The sequence below is a fragment of the Microbaculum marinum genome (assembly GCF_037855135.1).
In the GTDB taxonomy this organism is placed as follows: domain Bacteria; phylum Pseudomonadota; class Alphaproteobacteria; order Rhizobiales; family Tepidamorphaceae; genus Microbaculum; species Microbaculum marinum.
Genome location: NZ_JAZHOF010000002.1, coordinates 281680 through 298399, shown reverse-complemented (window position 1 = coordinate 298399; position 16720 = coordinate 281680). Strand labels below are relative to the sequence as shown.

The 16720-nt window shown below is 69.9% G+C and carries 18 protein-coding genes; 14 read left to right on the top strand and 4 right to left on the bottom strand.

Translation table 11 applies throughout. The annotated features are described in order from the left end of the window. The first annotated feature begins 2 nt into the window (after window positions 1-2). The 4 genes from V3328_RS04940 (at window position 3) to V3328_RS04925 (ending at window position 3404) form a co-directional block, all read left to right on the top strand. Entirely contained in the window at window positions 3-2057 is a 2055-nt protein-coding gene (locus tag V3328_RS04940) for a prohead protease/major capsid protein fusion protein (protein ID WP_062563542.1), read from the top strand. A 74-nt stretch (window positions 2058-2131) separates the two neighbouring features. Then, window positions 2132-2467, top strand: a complete 336-nt coding sequence (locus tag V3328_RS04935; protein ID WP_062563543.1) for a DUF2190 family protein — start codon at window positions 2132-2134, stop codon at window positions 2465-2467. Then, window positions 2467-2778: a head-tail joining protein gene (locus tag V3328_RS04930; protein WP_062563544.1), complete on the top strand. Its 312-nt coding sequence runs from the start codon at window positions 2467-2469 to the stop codon at window positions 2776-2778. Before V3328_RS04935 ends, V3328_RS04930 begins: the two co-directional genes overlap by 1 nt. Then, a complete protein-coding gene (locus V3328_RS04925; protein WP_062563545.1) occupies window positions 2775-3404 on the top strand; it encodes a DUF6441 family protein in 630 nt (209 codons plus the stop codon). The genes V3328_RS04930 and V3328_RS04925 overlap by 4 nt, the downstream gene beginning before the upstream one ends. A gap of 50 nt (window positions 3405-3454) precedes the next feature. On the opposite strand, the gene merA is transcribed toward V3328_RS04925, so the two are convergent. The 4 genes from merA to V3328_RS04905 are packed head-to-tail and all read right to left on the bottom strand — an operon-like array spanning window position 3455 to window position 5835. Then, complete coding sequence (gene merA, locus V3328_RS04920) at window positions 3455-4879, bottom strand: mercury(II) reductase (RefSeq protein ID WP_228189482.1); 1425 nt, start codon at window positions 4877-4879, stop codon at window positions 3455-3457. 4 nt (window positions 4880-4883) lie between these two features. Continuing rightward, a complete protein-coding gene (gene merF / locus V3328_RS04915) occupies window positions 4884-5117 on the bottom strand; it encodes a mercury resistance system transport protein MerF (protein WP_123644184.1) in 234 nt (77 codons plus the stop codon). Between the two features lie 4 nt (window positions 5118-5121). Continuing rightward, window positions 5122-5427, bottom strand: coding sequence for a heavy-metal-associated domain-containing protein (locus tag V3328_RS04910; RefSeq protein WP_062563548.1), 306 nt, complete (start codon window positions 5425-5427; stop codon window positions 5122-5124). A gap of 18 nt (window positions 5428-5445) precedes the next feature. Further along, window positions 5446-5835 (bottom strand): mercuric transporter MerT family protein, encoded by a 390-nt coding sequence (locus V3328_RS04905; protein WP_062563549.1) that lies wholly within the window; start codon window positions 5833-5835, stop codon window positions 5446-5448. Between the two features lie 76 nt (window positions 5836-5911). Here V3328_RS04905 and V3328_RS04900 point away from each other — a divergent pair, with 76 nt between their 5' ends. The 10 genes from V3328_RS04900 to V3328_RS04855 all read left to right on the top strand — a co-directional run bounded on the left by V3328_RS04900 (window position 5912) and on the right by V3328_RS04855 (window position 16715). Then, on the top strand, window positions 5912-6337 hold the full coding sequence (locus V3328_RS04900) for a MerR family transcriptional regulator (RefSeq protein ID WP_062563550.1): 426 nt from the start codon (window positions 5912-5914) through the stop codon (window positions 6335-6337). Further along, on the top strand, window positions 6334-6750 hold the full coding sequence (locus tag V3328_RS04895) for an acyl-CoA transferase (protein ID WP_083548833.1): 417 nt from the start codon (window positions 6334-6336) through the stop codon (window positions 6748-6750). Before V3328_RS04900 ends, V3328_RS04895 begins: the two co-directional genes overlap by 4 nt. Window positions 6751-6774: 24 nt before the next feature. Continuing rightward, window positions 6775-7716 (top strand): phage tail tube protein, encoded by a 942-nt coding sequence (locus tag V3328_RS04890; protein WP_083548834.1) that lies wholly within the window; start codon window positions 6775-6777, stop codon window positions 7714-7716. Further along, entirely contained in the window at window positions 7716-8153 is a 438-nt protein-coding gene (locus V3328_RS04885; RefSeq protein WP_083548835.1) for a hypothetical protein, read from the top strand. Before V3328_RS04890 ends, V3328_RS04885 begins: the two co-directional genes overlap by 1 nt. A gap of 68 nt (window positions 8154-8221) precedes the next feature. Continuing rightward, entirely contained in the window at window positions 8222-8380 is a 159-nt protein-coding gene (locus tag V3328_RS04880; RefSeq protein ID WP_419181863.1) for a DUF7697 family protein, read from the top strand. Continuing rightward, window positions 8373-10790 (top strand): phage tail tape measure C-terminal domain-containing protein, encoded by a 2418-nt coding sequence (locus V3328_RS04875; RefSeq protein ID WP_093359546.1) that lies wholly within the window; start codon window positions 8373-8375, stop codon window positions 10788-10790. Before V3328_RS04880 ends, V3328_RS04875 begins: the two co-directional genes overlap by 8 nt. Further along, on the top strand, window positions 10790-11416 hold the full coding sequence (locus tag V3328_RS04870; RefSeq protein WP_083548837.1) for a DUF2460 domain-containing protein: 627 nt from the start codon (window positions 10790-10792) through the stop codon (window positions 11414-11416). The genes V3328_RS04875 and V3328_RS04870 overlap by 1 nt, the downstream gene beginning before the upstream one ends. Beyond that, window positions 11413-12297 (top strand): DUF2163 domain-containing protein, encoded by an 885-nt coding sequence (locus V3328_RS04865; protein WP_093359545.1) that lies wholly within the window; start codon window positions 11413-11415, stop codon window positions 12295-12297. Before V3328_RS04870 ends, V3328_RS04865 begins: the two co-directional genes overlap by 4 nt. Next, on the top strand, window positions 12294-12740 hold the full coding sequence (locus V3328_RS04860) for an NlpC/P60 family protein (protein ID WP_093359544.1): 447 nt from the start codon (window positions 12294-12296) through the stop codon (window positions 12738-12740). The genes V3328_RS04865 and V3328_RS04860 overlap by 4 nt, the downstream gene beginning before the upstream one ends. A gap of 9 nt (window positions 12741-12749) precedes the next feature. Continuing rightward, a complete protein-coding gene (locus V3328_RS04855; RefSeq protein ID WP_123644175.1) occupies window positions 12750-16715 on the top strand; it encodes a baseplate multidomain protein megatron in 3966 nt (1321 codons plus the stop codon). Window positions 16716-16720 lie beyond the last annotated feature (5 nt).

Genomic DNA, 16720 nt, shown 5'->3' with positions numbered 1-16720 from the left:
TCATGGACACGATGATCGAACTGCCGGCCATGCGCCGGTCGGCGGAGCTTGCGCCGAACACGGCCGATGCCGACAACCGCACCGTCGAGGTGGTCTGGTCGGCCGGGGCTCGCGTCCGCCGTGCCACCTTCTTCGGCGAGCCTTATGACGAGGAACTCAGCCTCGACCCGGCCCATGTCCGGCTCGACCGGCTGAACGCGGGCGCGCCGTTCCTGAAGGTGCACGAGCTCGACACGCTCGACGCGGTGATCGGCTCGGTCGTGCCGGGCTCGGCCCGGATCGAGAACGGTCGCGGCATCGCCTTGGTCCGGATCAGCGAGCGTGCCGATGTCGAGCCGATCTGGCGCGACATCCAGGCGGGGCACATCCGCGCCGTCTCCATCGGCTACCAGGTCCACCGGTTTGATATCTCGAAGCCTGATGGCGCCCGCGAGCTCTGGCGCGCGGTGGACTGGACGCCCTTCGAGGTCTCCGCCGTCGCGGTCGGAGCCGACCCAGCAGCGGGCTTCCGCGCCCAGCACCCCCTTCACGACTGCGTCCTCCACCGCCGGGACGCCCCTTCCACCACGAAAGGACCGATCCCGATGACGGACACGACCCAGACCCCGGCGAGCGACGCCGCAACCCCCGCCAACACCCAGCCGACCGCGCCGGTCGAAACCGAGGACACCCCCATGACCGAGCCGAAACCGGCTGCGCCCGACCCGAAGGTCGCGGCCAGCGAGACGCGCAGCCAGAAGACGCAGGTAACTCCCGCGCCCGATACCGAAGTGGTCGCCACCCGCGCCCGCGAGGCCGAGCGCGACCGCGTCTCCACCATTTACGATCTGGCCGGGCGGCTGAACCTCGAGCGCGGCTTCGCCGAGGATCTGGTCAAGCGCGGCGTCAGCATCGACGAGTCCCGCCGACTGATCCTCGACCAGGTCGCCGCGAAATCCGACGAGACCCGGAACTTCCCCCATGTCTCCGTCCCGCTCGGCGGCCGAGACGAGTGCATCACCCGCCGTGACGCGGTGGCGAACGCACTGCTGCACCGCTACAGCCCAACGCTGTTCCAGCTCGAGGACGCCGCGCGCCAGTATCGCGGCATGACGCTGCTGGAGCTCGCCCGCGAAAGCCTCGGCAATGCCGGGGTCAACACGCGCGGCCTGTCGCGTGACGAGGTGGCGACGCGCGCGCTGCACTCGACCTCGGACTTCCCCGAGATCCTGTCGGCCGTCACCAACAAGACGCTGCGGCAGGCCTACGAGGCCTATCCCCGCACCTTCATGCTGTTCTGTCGCCAGGTGCTGGCGACCGACTTCAAGGCGATGCATCGCGTCCAGCTCGGCGAAGCCCCGCAGCTGCTCGAGGTCGGCGAAAGCGGCGAGTTCAAGCGCGGCACGCTGGGCGAGAGCAAGGAGAGCTACAAGGTCAAGACCTATGGCCGGGTGGTCGCCATCACCCGTCAGACGCTGATCAACGACGATCTCGACGCCTTCACCCGCATCCCGGCGATGTACGGCAACTCCATCGCCCAGCTGGAGTCGGACGTGGTCTGGGGCATCATCACCGCCAACCCGGCGATGGCCGACGGCAATGCGCTCTTCCACACCACCCACAAGAACCTGGCAGGCACCGGCGCGGCGCTCGATGTCAGCAGCGTCGGAGCGGCGCGCGCGGCGATGGCCAAGCAGACCGGCCTCGACAAGAAGACGGTGCTGAACGTCCGGCCTGCCTTCCTGATCGTGCCGGCCTCACTGGAACTGAAAGCCGAACAGCTGGTGGCCCAGAACCTCGTGCCCGCCGCGACGTCCAGCGTGGTGCCGCAGTCGATCAGGACGCTGGCGCCGATCAGCGAGCCCCGGCTCGACGCCGCCAGCGAGACCGCCTGGTATCTGGCGGCCAGCCCGAACCAGATCGACACCATCGAGTACGCCTATCTCGAGGGCCAGCAGGGCGCCTATATCGAGACGCGCAACGGCTTCGACGTCGACGGGGTCGAGATCAAGTGCCGCCTCGACTTCGGAGCCAAGGCCATCGACTGGCGCGGCCTCTACAAGAACCCGGGCGCGTAAGGCGCGCTTCCTGAACCCTGACACACGGGCGGTCCTGACGGGCCGCCCTTCGTCTTTCCACGAGGATCCCCATCATGAAAACCTACGTCCAGCCCGGCAACACCATCACCCTGACCGCGCCCTATGCCGTCGCCTCCGGCGATGGCCTGCTCGTCGGCTCCATCTTCGGCATCGCCGCGGGTGCCGCCGCCATTGGCGAGCCCGTCGAGACCGCGCTCGTCGGCGTGTTCGACATCACCAAGGTCGGCTCCCAGGCGTGGACGGTTGGCGCCAAGGTCTATTGGGACGACACCAACAAGCGCACCACGACCGTCGCGACCGACAACACCCTCATCGGCGCGGCCGTCGAGGCGGTGGCGAGCGGCGCCGGCGACACCATCGGCCGGGTGCGCCTGAACGCGACGTTCTGATGTCGGCCTTCGCCGCCGCCATCGGCGCGCTCTTCGCCGATCCGAACATCGGCCGGGACGCGGTCTACATCGCCGACGGCGGTACACCCGTGCTGGTGCGTGCCGTCGCCCGTCGCGCCGACGCGGTCACCGACTTCGGCGACGCGCGGCTCTGGTCCGAAACCACCCGGATCGACCTGCGCGTGGCCGAGGTGGCGAACCCGCGTCCCGGCGACCGCATCGAGATCGACGGCGACGCCTTCCTCATACAGGGCGAGCCGGTCCGCGACCGCGAGCGGCTGGTCTGGACCGTCGACCTGAGGCCCGCGTGAAACTGAAGCTCGACATCGATCCCGACATCGTCGCGATGATGGCGGCCGAGGTCGCGGCGGGTGAACGGGCCGTCACCGCCGCCATTCGCGAGGCCGGGACTGGGCTGAAGACGGCGTGGCGGTTGCAGATCACCGGCGCGGGGCTTGGTACACGGCTCGCCAACTCGATCCGGAGCCAGAACTTCCCGAGGTCGGGCGAGAGCCTTGAGGCTGCGGCGCTGGTCTGGTCGAAGGCGCCGGTAATCGTCGGTGCGCATGACACCGGGCCGCTGATCCGATCGAAGAACGGGTTCTGGCTGGCGATCCCGCTGCCCGCGGCGGGCAAATCCCTGCGCGGCGGCCGGATCACCCCCGGTGAATGGGAGCGGCGACGCGGCCTCCGCCTGCGTTTCGTCTATCGCCGGACGGGCCCCAGCCTGCTGGTCGCCGAGGGGCGGCTGAACACGAAAGGCCAGGCGGTGGTGTCGCGGTCGAAGACCGGGCGCGGAAAGGTCACTGCGCCGATCTTCCTGCTGGTGCCGCAGGTCAAGCTGCCGAAGCGGCTGGATCTGGCGCGGGATGCAGACCGGGCGTTGGACAGCGTGCCGGGGCTGATCGTGGCGAACTGGGTGGGGGGTAGGTTGTGATCGCATCGATGCGCAATCTTGCTCGGCAGCCACGAAACCGACGGCTCGGGTTACCCCGCGCAGCACGACAGCTTCGCGACATCCTTGTCGAAGGTCTGCGCGGCGAGCTTCAGCCCCTCTACCGTGGTCAGATAGGGGAAGATCGTCTCGCCGAGCGCCTTTGTCGTCATGCCGAACTTGAGCGCCATGGCGAGCGTCTGGACACTGTCGGCTCCCTCCGGCGCCATGATCACGCCGCCCAGGAGGCGGTCGGTCGCCCGGTCCGCGACGAGCTTGATCAGGCCGCGCGTGTCGCGGGCGGCGAGCGCGCGGGGCACGTTGTCGAGCGTCAGCACACTGGTCTTGACGTCATGACCCGCGGCGCGCGCCTGCGCCTCGGTCAGCCCGACGCCGGCGACCTGCGGATCGGTGAACACCACCCACGGCATCGCGGCGTTGTCGTAGCGCTCCGCCCCGCCCAGAACGGCGTTGCGGGACGCGAGCTTGGCGCCATAGGCGGCCATGTAGACGAACTGGTCGCGGTCGGTCACATCGCCCGCCGCGAAGATGCCGGCCTTCGTGGTCTGCATGTCGTCGCCCACCCGGATCGCGCCACGCGCGTCGGTCTCGACGCCCATCTCCGCGAGGCCCAGCCCCTCGGTGTTGGCTGCGCGTCCCGTCGTCAGGACGAGGCGGTCGGCCGTCAGATCGCGGTCTGCGCCGTCCACCGTCACCGTCAGGACCGCACGGGCCCCGTCGCGCCGTGCGGCGTCGTAGGTCGCGCCATCGACAACCGCGACGCCCTCGGCGCGCAGCGTCTCCGTCAGCGCCCGGGACACCTCCGGCTCTGTGCGCGGCAGCAGGCGCGAGCGGCAGACAATGGTGACGCGGGTGCCCATCCGCGCCATCATCTGCGCCAGCTCCACGCCGATGTAGCCGCCGCCGAGGAAGATCAGGCTTTCGGGCAACCGGTCCAGCTCCAGCAGCGACGTGCTGTCGAGCGTTGGTGCGTCCTGGATCCCAGGGATGTCGGGCACGGCGGGTCGGCCACCGGTCGCGACGATCACCTTGGGAGCCGTGATCCTGCGCCCGCCGACCTCGACCCCGCCGAGGACGAGACGCGCCGGACCCTCGTCGAGATAGGTCACACCGCCGTAGCCCGGCAGCAGATCGGCGTACTTCTTCTGGCGCAGTGTCGCGACAAGATCGTCCTTGGCCGCAATCAGCGCCGACCAGTCGGCGACCTGCGCCTCGCTGTTCAGGCCCGGGAACCGATGTGCTGTCTGCGCACCGTGCAGGGCTTCCGCGGCCCGGATCATCGTCTTGGAGGGCACACAGCCCACGTTCACGCAGGTCCCGCCGATGGTGCCATGGCCGATCAGCGCGACGCGCTTGCCTCCCTCGGCGGCGGTGATCGCGGCCGAGAACCCGGCCGATCCGGCGCCGATCACGGCAAGGTCGAAATCGCCCTTGGGCGCGCAGCAATCGTCTTTCATCAAGTCATCCATCCGTTCGAGTGGTCTGGCGCCGCTGCCGTCTCCAGACCGCGTACACGGTCAGCGCGACGAAAAAGGCGAGCGCGGGCAGCAGAACGTAGTCGAGCCAACCCAGCCAGGCCGACAGGCCCACGGCACCCAGAAGCACCACCAGCACCGGAGTGAAGCAGCAGAGCGCCGCGATGACGGTGCCGACGATCCCTGTCGCGATCAGCTTGCGGTCGGACTGCTCGGTCATCTCGTCAGCCCGCGACACGCGCCGGGTAGCCTGCATTGGCCGACGCGGTCGCGATGGCGTCGGCGCTCGTCGCGGCGGTGTCGAAGATCACCGTGGCGGTGCGGGCATCGAAGTCGATCTCGACGGCGCGCACGCCCGCGACGCCCTCCATCGCACGCTTCACGGTGACTGGGCAGAGCGCGCAGGTCATGTTGTCCACCGCGAAGGTGACGGTCTGCTCGGCGGCGACGGTCTGCGCGGCAACAGGGATGGCGGTGATCGGCACAACGGCGGTCAGGCCGAACAAGGCGAGTGCAAGGATCTTCTTCATGTGGATGTCCTTTCGGGGTCAGTAGAGAAGCGGGGCCCACCAGTCGATGGTGAGGGCTGCGAGAACGAGGATCAGGGAGGCCCAGAGAGCCGACTTGGTGATGCGCGCCGATGCTGGCCTTGCGCAGTAGGAACCGGGTTCGCAGACGGTTGGCTTGCGGAAATAGACCTGCCAGAAACCCGCCGCGATGAAGCCGAGCGCGATCACGGCGAAGATCGGCTTGTAAGGCTCCAGAGCCGTCAGGTTGCCGATCCAGGCGCCCGAGATGCCGAGAGTCAGAAGCACCAGCGGCCCGATGCAGCAGGCCGAGGCGAGAAAGGCGCCCACCACACCGCCCGCCGCGAGCCAGCCCTTTCGGGCGGGGCGATCCGCGCCCGTGCTGTCCGTTCTGTCGTCTGTCAGCGCCATGTCGCGCACCTCTCGTCTGTGATTGACGATGGGTGTAGGGTCTGTAGCAACTACAGGCTCAAGAGGAAACTTGCCCATGACCGATCACGAGCGCGAGAGCGGCTTCACACGCGGCGACCTGGCCCGGGCGACCGGCTGCAACATCGAGACGATCCGCTATTACGAGAAGACCGGCCTGCTGCCCGACCCGCCCCGCACGGACGCCGGCTACCGGGTCTATTCCGCCGCACACGCCACACGCCTCCGCTTCATCCTGCGCGCCCGCGAACTCGGGTTCTCGATGGAGGACATCCGCGGGCTGATGGGGCTCGGCGACGGCGCCGCGCCGACCTGCGCCGAGGTCAAGGAACGGACGGAGCGGCACCTTGCCGATGTCCGCGCGAGGATCGCGGATCTTCGGCGTATCGAATCCGTCCTCGCTACAACTGCATCCAGGTGTTCGGGCGCCGAAGTCCCCGATTGTCCGGTGCTCGACGCGATTTCCAACTCGGCCGACCCATGACACCTCGCGAAACCATCCTCGTCGCGCTGCACGCGCGGCTCTCGGCGCTGCCCGCCACCGCTCTGCGCGGGGACGTGCTGCCCGAGCGCATGCCGGTCGAGGGCCTGATGATCCTGCGCGATGGCGAACCAGGTGCGCCCGAAGTCACGCTGTCGCCGCTGCGCTATCACTACCAGCACCGAGCCGAGATCGAGGCGGTCGTTCAGGGTGCCGATCGCGACGCCGCCTTTGACACGCTGACCGCCAGCATCGGCGCAGCGCTCGCCGCCGACCGGACGCTGGGCGGGTTCTGCGACTGGGTCGAGGCCGAAGCCCCGCGCCCGGTCGATCTGCCGGTCGAGGGCGCGGCGAGTCTGAAGGCCGCCGTTATCCCGGTCGTGCTGCACTATTCCACGGCCGACCCGCTGGCCTGACCCAACCGACCACAGGAGACGAACATGGCACGAGCCCAAGGGGCGCGAGCGCTGATGGCGCTTGCGTTCGAGACGACCTATGGAACGCCGCCCGTCAGCGGCTTCACCCGCATGCCCTTCGCCAGCACGTCGCTCGGCGCGGAGCAGCCACTGCTGAATTCGGAGCTTCTCGGCTACGGCCGCGATCCGCTAGCGCCGATCAAGGACGCCGTGACGGCCGACGGCGACGTCGTCGTGCCGCTGGACGCCGAGGCGTTCGGCTTCTGGCTGAAGGCAGCCTTCGGCGCGCCCACGACCACGGGCGCGGAGGCCCCGTACAGCCACGAATTTCAGTCGGGGTCCTGGACGTTGCCCTCGATGTCGATCGAGACCGGCATGCCCGAGGTGCCCCGCTATGCGATGTACTCGGGCTGCGTGCTCGACCAGATCACCTGGCAGATGCAGCGCTCGGGCCTGCTCACCGCGACCGCGCGGCTGGTGGCGCAGGGCGAGACGGTCGGCACCACGACCAGTGCCGGAACGCCCGCCGCACTGGAGTTGAAGCGCTTCGGCCATTTCAACGGGGCGATCACCCGGAACGGCACCGCCCTCGGCAATGTGGTCTCGGCCGAGATCACCTACGCCAACAACCTCGACCGGATCGAGACCATCCGCTCGGACGGCCGCATCGATGGCGCGGATCCATCCATTGCCGCGCTGACGGGCCGGATCGAGGTGCGCTTCGCCGACCAGACGCTGGTGACGCAGGCGATCAACGGCGAGGCCTGCGAGATGGAATTCGCCTACGTCCTGCCTTCAGGCGAAAGCTTCTCCTTCACCGTGCACGCCGTCTACCTGCCGCGTCCACGGATCGAGATTTCCGGGCCGCAGGGCGTCCAGGCGACATTCGACTGGCAGGCCGCGCGCGACAGCGTCGTCGGCCGGATGTGCACCGCCACCCTCGTGAATGACGTGGAGACGTATTGATGCTGACGCTCGACCTGACCAACGCGCCGCGCTGGCATGACCTCGCCCCCGGCGTCCGGGTGCAACTGCGCCCGCTGACGACCGCCCTGATGGTCGCGACGCGCAGCGACCCCGCCGTCGAGGCGGTGCCCGAGGAGGCTTCCGACGAGGAGCGCGCCGTCGCCTTCGCCAAGGCGCTGGCGCGACGGGCTGTGCTCGGCTGGGAGGGCATCGGCGATGCCGACGGCAACCCGATCGATCCCACCCCCGAGGCCATCGACGCGCTGCTCGACGTCTGGCCGATCTTCGAGGCCTTCCAATTGACCTACGTGTCCAAAGGCCTGCTGCTGGAACAGGAAAAAAACGCCTCCGCGCTCTCGCCGAGTGGTCCTTCGGCGGGGGCGAGCGCTACTGCGAAGCCTGCGCGCAAGCGTGCGAAGACTGCCCGACGCGCCTGAACCGGCCGCTTACCCATGAGGGCTGGCAGGTCTGGGATCTCGTCGGCCGCCTCGGCGGTCAGTTGCGCGTGCTGCCCGGCGCGGTGGTCGGCTGGGACCTGTCCGCGGCCCTCGCTCTGGGAAATGCGCTCGGCGTCCCGCCCGCTGCTGCGGGTGAACTCTTGCCCGTCATCGAAGCGGTGATGGTGGCCAAGCTCAACGAAAAGATGGATCATTCCCATGGCTGAGAAGAGGGTCAGCGTCCGCCTCGCGGCCGTGGGCGGACGGCAGGTGCGCGCCGAACTCGAAGGCGTGGGCGAGGCCGGGTCGCGCGGCTTCGGACGGCTGAGCCGGGAGATGGAAGCCGCGAACGCCCGGCTCGCGGCCTTCTCGCGGCGGGTGCGGGTCGCGGCTGCCGCTGCCGTGGCCGCCGCAGCCGCTGCTGGCGTGGCGATGATCCGGTCCAGCCTGCAGACGGTCGATGCGCAGGCGAAGCTGGCGCAGTCGCTCGGCACCACCGTCGCCTCGATCCAGACGCTGGAGCGCGCGGGCGATCTGGCGGGCGTCTCCATGTCCGGCATCGAGCAGGCCACCAAGGATCTGACGCGCCGTCTCAGTCAGGCGGCCGCCGGGACCGGCCCTGCTGCCGACGCGCTCGACCGGCTGGGGCTTTCAGCAAATGAGCTGATCGCCTTGCCGCTGGACCAGCGCGTGGGCGCGATCAACGCGGCGATCGAGAGCTTCGTGCCTGCCGCCGAGCGCGCGGCGGTCGCGGGCCAGCTCTTCGGCGAGGAAGGCTCCATCGCGATGAGCCGGATCGACACCGCGACGCTGCGCCAGGCGACAGAGGACGTCCTCGCCTTCGGGGTTGTCGTCTCCGAGCAGGACGCCGACCAGATCGAGCGGACGAACGACGCCATCTCGCGGCTCGGGTTGGTCTGGCGCGGGCTCTCGAACCAGTTGGCGGTCGCAGCGGCACCTGCGCTGGAAGCCGTCGCCGATGCCATGGCGGCGGTGGCCAGCCGCACCGGGCCGCTCGGCATCGCGATCCGCGGTCTCTTGGACAACATCGGCCGCCTGACCACCTATGCCGCCACCTTCGCGGCGTTCCTCGCGGGACGTTGGGTCGCCGGCATGGCGGCTGCGGCGCTCTCGGTCCGGGGCCTCGCCACGGCGCTCGTTGTCCTGCGCGGGGCGCTGATCCGCACCGGCATCGGCGCGCTGATCGTCGGCGCGGGCGAGCTCGTCTACCAGTTCACCCGGCTCGTCTCCGGCGCCGGCGGTTTCGGAGAAGCGATGTCGCTCCTGAAGGACCTCGCGGTCGAGGTCTGGGAACGCATCAGTATGGGCGCGGCGGCGGCGGGCGCGGCCGCCACGGCGATGTTCTTCGACCTGAAGGCGGATGCCGCATCGGGCATGCAGAGCGCCATCGAGAGCGTGGTGGGCTTCGGCAACACGGCCGCGAACACCTTCGAAGGCGCCTACGAGGCGATCAAGGCGATCTGGGGCCTGCTGCCCGCCGCCATCGGCGATCTCGCGTTCCAGGCGGCCAACAGCCTGGTCGATGGCGTCGAGGCGATGCTGAACGGGGTGGTCTCGCGGATCAACGGCTTTATCGGCGGCATCAACCAGGGGCTCGAAGCGCTCGGGTCGGAGCGGCGCATATCGCTGGTTCCGGACCTCGACCTCGGCGAGATCGAGAACCGCTTCGAGGGAGCGGCGACTGCCGCAACCACGGCAGCTCAGGCGGCCTTCGATCGGGCCTTCGAGGACAATCCGCTCTCCGCGCCCGATCTCGGTCTGACCGAGGCGGCGAACAGGGCGCTCGAGTCCGCCAACCTTTACCGCGGCGCGGCGCGCGACCTGGCGGAGGGGGCCCGTGCGCCCCTCGAAAGCTGGCAGGCGCTGCGCGATGCCGTACGCGGCACCGACGAGGACGGCGCCGACGCACTGGCCGAGACCACCGCTGCGGCGGAGCGCCTGGAGACGTCCCTCGGCGACGCCGGGCGCGCCGCAACAGATGCAGGTGTGGCGGCCGGAGCTGCTGCTGCGGTAGCGGAGCCCGCGACCGACGCGGCCGTCACCGGCTGGCGGGCGGTCACCGCCGCGCTCTCCGACTACGCCAGCAAGGCCCGCGAGATCGGTGGCGACATCGGCCAGAGCCTCGTCGGCGCCTTCCAGTCGGCCGAGAACGCGGTGGGCCAGTTCGTGAAGACCGGCAAGCTCGACTTCCGCGATCTGGTGACGTCGCTGCTGGCCGATCTCGCCCAACTGGCGGCGCGGCGGTTCATCCTCGGGCCGATCGCCAATGCGCTCTCCGGCGTCTTCTCCGGGGCGGGCGGCATCTTCGCCAACGTCCTGCATGCGGGCGGGATGGTCGGATCGGCTGGACCCTCGCGGATGGTCCCGGCCATGGCCTTCGCCGCCGCGCCGCGGATGCATGGTGGCGGCATGGCCGGGCTTCGTCACGACGAGGTGCCCGCGATCCTGCAGCGCGGGGAACGCGTGCTGTCGCGGCGGGAGGCACAGAGCTACGGCGCGGGCGGCGGGGTCAACGTGACCATCATGGCCCGCGACGCCGAGAGCTTCCGGCAATCGCGAACGCAGGTCGCCGCGGATATCGCCCGCGCCGTGTCGCTCGGTCGGAGGGGCATGTGATGGCGTTTCACGAGGTCCGGTTTCCCGACAACATCAGCCGAGGTGCGCGGGGCGGACCGGAGCGGCGCACGCAGATCGTCGAGCTCGCCTCGGGCGACGAGGAGCGCAACGCCAGCTGGGCCAATTCGCGCCGCCGCTACGATGTCGCCTATGGCATCCGCCGCGCCGACGATCTGGCCGCCGTCGTCGCCTTCTTCGAGGCGCGCAATGGCCGCCTGCATGGCTTCCGGTTCAAGGACTGGGGTGACCACAAGTCCTGCCTGCCTTCGGGCACGCCGTCGCCCACCGATCAGTCTATCGGCACGGGCGACGGCGCGACGACCGCCTTCCAGCTGGTCAAGCGCTACGCCTCGGGTGCGCAATCCTGGACGCGCGCCGTCGCGAAGCCGGTGACCGGAACCGCGCGCATCGCGCTCGGCGGGGTCGAGCAGCCTTCCGGCTGGTCGGTCGACACCGCCACCGGCGTCGTCACCTTCAGCACCGCGCCGGGCGCTGGCGCCGCCATCACCGCGGGCTTCGAGTTCGACGTGCCGGTCCGTTTCGACACCGACGCGCTCGACGTGACGCTCGACCTCGAGCGGCTCGGCTCGATCACCTCCATCCCGCTTCTGGAACTGCGCCGATGAAGTCCCTCGACCCCGACCTGCAGGCCCATCTCGACGAGGGAACGACGACGCTCGCCTGGTGCTGGCGGATCGTGCGCGCCGACGGCACGAGTTTCGGCTTCACCGACCACGATCGGACGCTCAGCTTCGAGGGGACGGATTTCGAGCCCGAGAGCGGGCTGACGGCCTCCGAGGTCCGTTCCGGCTCGGACCTCTCGGTCGATGCGCAGGACGCCGAGGGCGTGCTGACCTCGGACCGGATTACCGAGACCGACATCCTCGACGGCCGCTGGGATAACGCCGAGGTCGAAGTCTGGCGGGTGAACTGGGCCGACACGAACCAGCGCGTGCTGATGCGGCGCGGGGCCATCGGCCAGATCCGGCGCGGGCGGCTGGCCTTCGTCGCCGAAGTCCGCTCGCTCGCGCATGTGCTTGGCCAGACGATCGGGCGGACGTTCCAGGCGACCTGCGATGCCGCGCTCGGCGATGCGCGCTGCGGCGTCGATCTGGAGAACCCGGCGTTCAAGGGCACGAGCGTCGTGATCGACCTTCTACGCGACCGCGCCTTCACCGCTTCGGGCCTCGGCGGCTTCGCCTCCGGCTGGTTCACCTTCGGGACCATCGAATGGACCAGTGGCTCCAACGCGGGGCGTCGGGCCGAGGTTCTCGGCCATGATGTGACGGACGGCATCGCCGTGCTGACCCTTCTCGAGGCGCCGGTGCGCGAGATCTCCGAGGGCAATGCCTTCACCATCCGTGCGGGCTGCGATAAGCGGATCGAGACCTGCGGCGCCAGGTTCGCCAACACGGCCAACTTCCGGGGGTTCCCGCACATCCCCGGCCAGGATGCCGTGCTGCGCTACGCCACCAAGGATGGCGGCCACGAGGGAGGCGTGCTGTGACGCAACCTCTCGCATCGGCCGACCCCGCGCGTGTCGTCGCCGTCGCACGCTCCTGGCTCGGCACGCCGTACCACGACCAGGCCAGCCTGCGCGGCGTCGGTTGCGATTGCCTCGGGCTCGCGCGGGGGGTCTGGCGCGACGTGGTGGGGCCGGAGCCGTTCCCGATTCTGCCTTACAGCCGCGACTGGGGCGAGACCGGCCCGCGCGAGGTTCTGGCCGAAGGCGCGCGGCGCATGATGATCGAGGTGTCGCCTGCCGAGGCCGGTCCCGGCGCGCTGGTCCTCTTCTGCATGAGGCCCCGCGCCATCGCCAAGCATGTCGGGATCCTCACCGGTCCTGCCACCTTCCTCCACGCCTATGAGCGGCTCGGCGTGATCGAGGAACCGCTCACCAATGCCTGGCGGCGGCGCATCGCCTTCGCCTTCCTCTTCCCGCAACGCTGAGACCCCGACATGGCAACGCTTGTTCTCGGTGCAGCCGGCGCCGCCATCGGCGGTTCGATCGGCGGGGCGATCCTCGGCGTGAGCGCCGCGACCATCGGCGGCTTCATCGGCTCGAGCATCGGCTCGGTCGTCGACAGCTGGATCATCTCGTCGCTGGCGCCGACCCAGCGCATCGAGGGCGCGCGGCTCGACACGCTGCGCATCACCTCGGCCACCGAGGGCGCGGTGATCCCGCGGCTCTATGGCCGGATGCGGATGGGCGGCAACATCATCTGGGCGACCGATTTCCGCGAGGAGACGAAGACCACGACGCAGGGCGGCGGCAAGGGCGGCGGGGGCGGCAAGGTCAAGACCACCGAGTATCTGTACTACGCCAGCTTCGCGGTGGCCTTGTGTGAAGGCCCGATCACCGGCATTGGCCGGATCTGGGCCGACGGCAAGCCGATGGACCTCTCCGGCGTCACCTGGCGCTGGTATCCCGGCGACGAGGCGCAGACGGCGGACCCGTTCATTGCGGGGAAGATGGGCGCAGCCAACACGCCCGCCTATCGCGGCACCGCCTATGTCGTCTTCGAGGAACTGGCGCTTTCGACCTACGGCAACCGCCTGCCGCAGCTGTCCTTCGAAGTCTTCCGGCCGCTCGCCGATCCCGACACCGCCGAGGGGCTGACCCGCGCCGTCACCATGATCCCGGCCTCGGGCGAGTTCACATATGCCACGCAGGCCATCCGCAAGACCGATGGCGGCGCGACGATGCCCGAGAACCTGAACGCGCTGGCCGACTCCACCGACATGGTGGAGGCGCTCGACCGGCTGCAAGCGATGGCGCCTGCGGTCGAGAGCGTCAGCCTCGTCGTGGCCTGGTTCGGCGACGACCTGCGCGCGGGCTCCTGCAAGGTGCGGCCGGGCGTCGAGGTCTCGGCCAAGTCGACCACGCCCGCCAGTTGGTCGGTGAACGGCGTGAGCCGTGCCAACGCCTTCCTGGTCAGCCGCGACGACCAGGACCGCCCGGTCTATGGCGGCACGCCGTCCGACTTCGCCGTGGTGCAGGCGATCCAGGAGATGAAGGCGCGCGGGCTGCGCGTGACATTCTACCCATTCATCCTGATGGACGTGCCGCCCGGCAACACCCTGCCGAACCCCTATTCCGACAACGCCGCCGAGACCGGCCAGCCCGCTTTCCCCTGGCGGGGCCGGATCACCTGTTCTCCAGCGGCAGGCTACGCGGGATCGGTCGACAAGACTGCCACGGCCGCAAGCCAGGTCGCGGCGCTGTTTGGCGCGGCGACACCTGCGAGCTTCAGCGTGGCGGGTCAATCGGTTTCGTGGACAGGCACGCCCGGCGACTGGGGCCTGCGCCGCATGGTGCTGCACTATGCCCATCTCTGCGCGGCGGCGGGCGGGGTCGATGCCTTCCTGATCGGCACCGAGATGCCGGGGCTGACGACGGTCCGCTCGGGCGCGGCCACCTATCCGGCGGTGCAGGGCTATCGGGACCTCCTTGCCGATGTGCGGTCCATTCTCGGGGCCGGGACGAAGATCGGCTACGCCGCCGACTGGTCGGAATACTTCGGGCACCAGCCGGGCGACGGCTCGGGCGACGTGTTCTTCCACCTCGATCCGCTCTGGGCGGACCCGGAGATCGATTTCGTCGGCATCGACAATTACATGCCGCTGTCGGACTGGCGCGACGGGTTCGAGCACGCGGATGCGCAGGCGGGCTGGCCTGCGATCTACGACCGGGCCTATCTGCAGGGGAACATTGCGGGCGGGGAAGGCTTCGACTGGTTCTATGCCAGTGCGGCTGATCGGGTGGCACAGGTGCGCACCCCGATCAGCGATGGCGCGGCGGGCAAGCCATGGGTTTTCCGCTACAAGGATCTTCGCGCCTGGTGGTCGAACGCGCATTACGACCGCCCGGGCGGGGTGGAGAGCGGCACGCTGACGGCGTGGGCGCCGGAGTCGAAGCCGATCTGGTTCACCGAGCTCGGCTGTCCCGCCATCGACCGGGGCACGAACCAGCCGAACGTCTTCTTCGACCCGAAGTCGTCCGAGAGCTTCACGCCGCATTTCTCGCGGGGCTGGCGCGACGACGCGATCCAGCGCGCCTATCTCGAGGCGACGTACCTCTGGTGGGGCGTCCCGGCGAACAACCCGGTGTCATCGGTCTACGGCGGCCGGATGGTGCATGTGCCGGAATGCGCCGCCTGGACCTGGGACGCGCGGCCGTACCCGTTCTTTCCGGCGCTGACCGATGTCTGGACGGACGGGGCGAACTGGCGGCTGGGGCACTGGCTGACCGGACGGCTTGGCGCGGTGTCGCTGGCGGCGCTCGTGCGGCACCTCTGCCTGCGCGCCGGGCTGCCCGAGTCCCGGATCGACGTCACCGGCCTCTGGGGCGCGGTCGAAGGCTACGCCATCACGGCGCTGGAAAGCCCACGCGCCTCGATCACAACGCTGTCGCGGCATTTCGGCTTCGACGCCGTCGAGACAGAGGGGGGGATCCGCTTTGTCATGCGCGGCCGGGCCTCCGTCGCCACCCTCGCGCCCGACGATCTGGTGGCCACCCGCGAGGGCGATGTGCTGGAACTGACGCGCGGCCAGGAGACCGAACTGCCGCAGGCCCTGAAATGGCAGGTCGCCCGCGCCGACGAGGATTACGACGCGGCCCTCGTCGAGGCCCGGCGCATCACCGTGGACACGACCCGGATCGCGTCCGAGTCCTTTCCAATGGCGGTGCCGCCCGAGGAGGCCGAGAGGCGCTGCCGCCGCGCGCTGATGGAGGCGTGGGTGGGCCGCGAGACGGCGGCGTTCCGTTTGCCACCCTCGCGCCTCGCGTTCGATCCGGCCGATGCGATCCGGCTCGCGCATGACGGGCGTCTGGTCGATCTGCGGCTCGTCTCCATCGCCGACGCGGCAGCGCGCGGCATCGAGGCGGTGCGGCAGGACCGTGCGACTTACGATCTGCCGCCCGGCGATCCCCGCGCGGCGTCGCTGACGCGGGCCGTGGTGTTCGGCGCGCCGGACGCGGTGCTGATGGACCTGCCGCAGCTGACCGAGGACCAGCCCGCGCATCGACCGTTTGTCGCGGCGCACGCTCTTCCCTGGCCGGGCGAGATGGCGGTGTTCCGCAGCCCCTCGACGGACGGGTTCGAGTTGCTGACCACGTTCGGCAGCCGCGCCCGGATCGGAGCGCTGGTCTCGGACTTCTATCCGGGCCCCACCTCACGCTTCGACCACGGCAATGCGCTTGTGGTCGATCTGCTCACCGGCACGCTGGAGAGCGTCACCGACCTGACGCTGTTGGGCGGCGCCAATGCGCTGGCTATCGAGAGCGCGCCCGGCACCTGGGAGATCGTGCAGGCGGGCGCGGCCGAGCTGCTGGCGCCGGGTCGATACCGGCTGACCCGGCTCCTGCGCGGCCAGCGCGGCACCGAGGGCGCGATGGGCAATCCGGCGCCCGCTGGCGCTCTTGTCGTGGTGCTGGACGCGTCGCTGGCGTCCCTGCCGATTGCCGAGGCCGATCTCGGATTGCCGTGGAACTGGCGCATCGGTCCGGCGAGCCGCCCCGTCAGCGACGAGACCTATGTGGCGCAATCCTTCACGCCCGCGGGCGTCGGGCTGCGGCCGTTCTCCGGCGCCCATGTCGAGCAGCCGTGGCGCAGGCCGCGCACGCCCGGCGATCTGACGATCCGCTGGACGCGCCGGTCCCGAGCTCTCGCGGCCGACAGCTGGGGCGGGCTAGAAGTGCCGCTCGGAGAAGAGCTCGAAGCCTACGAGGTCGAGATCCTTGATGGCGCGACCGTTAAGCGGGTGCTGAGCACCGCCACCACCAGCGCGGTCTACACCGCCGCAGACCAGACCGCCGATTGGGGCGCGCCGCTCGGCCCCGGTGACACGCTCGACAGCCGCATCTACCAGCTCTCCGCCCTCGTCGGGCGGGGCGCGCCCAAGACCCTCACGCTGATACTCTGAAGGCC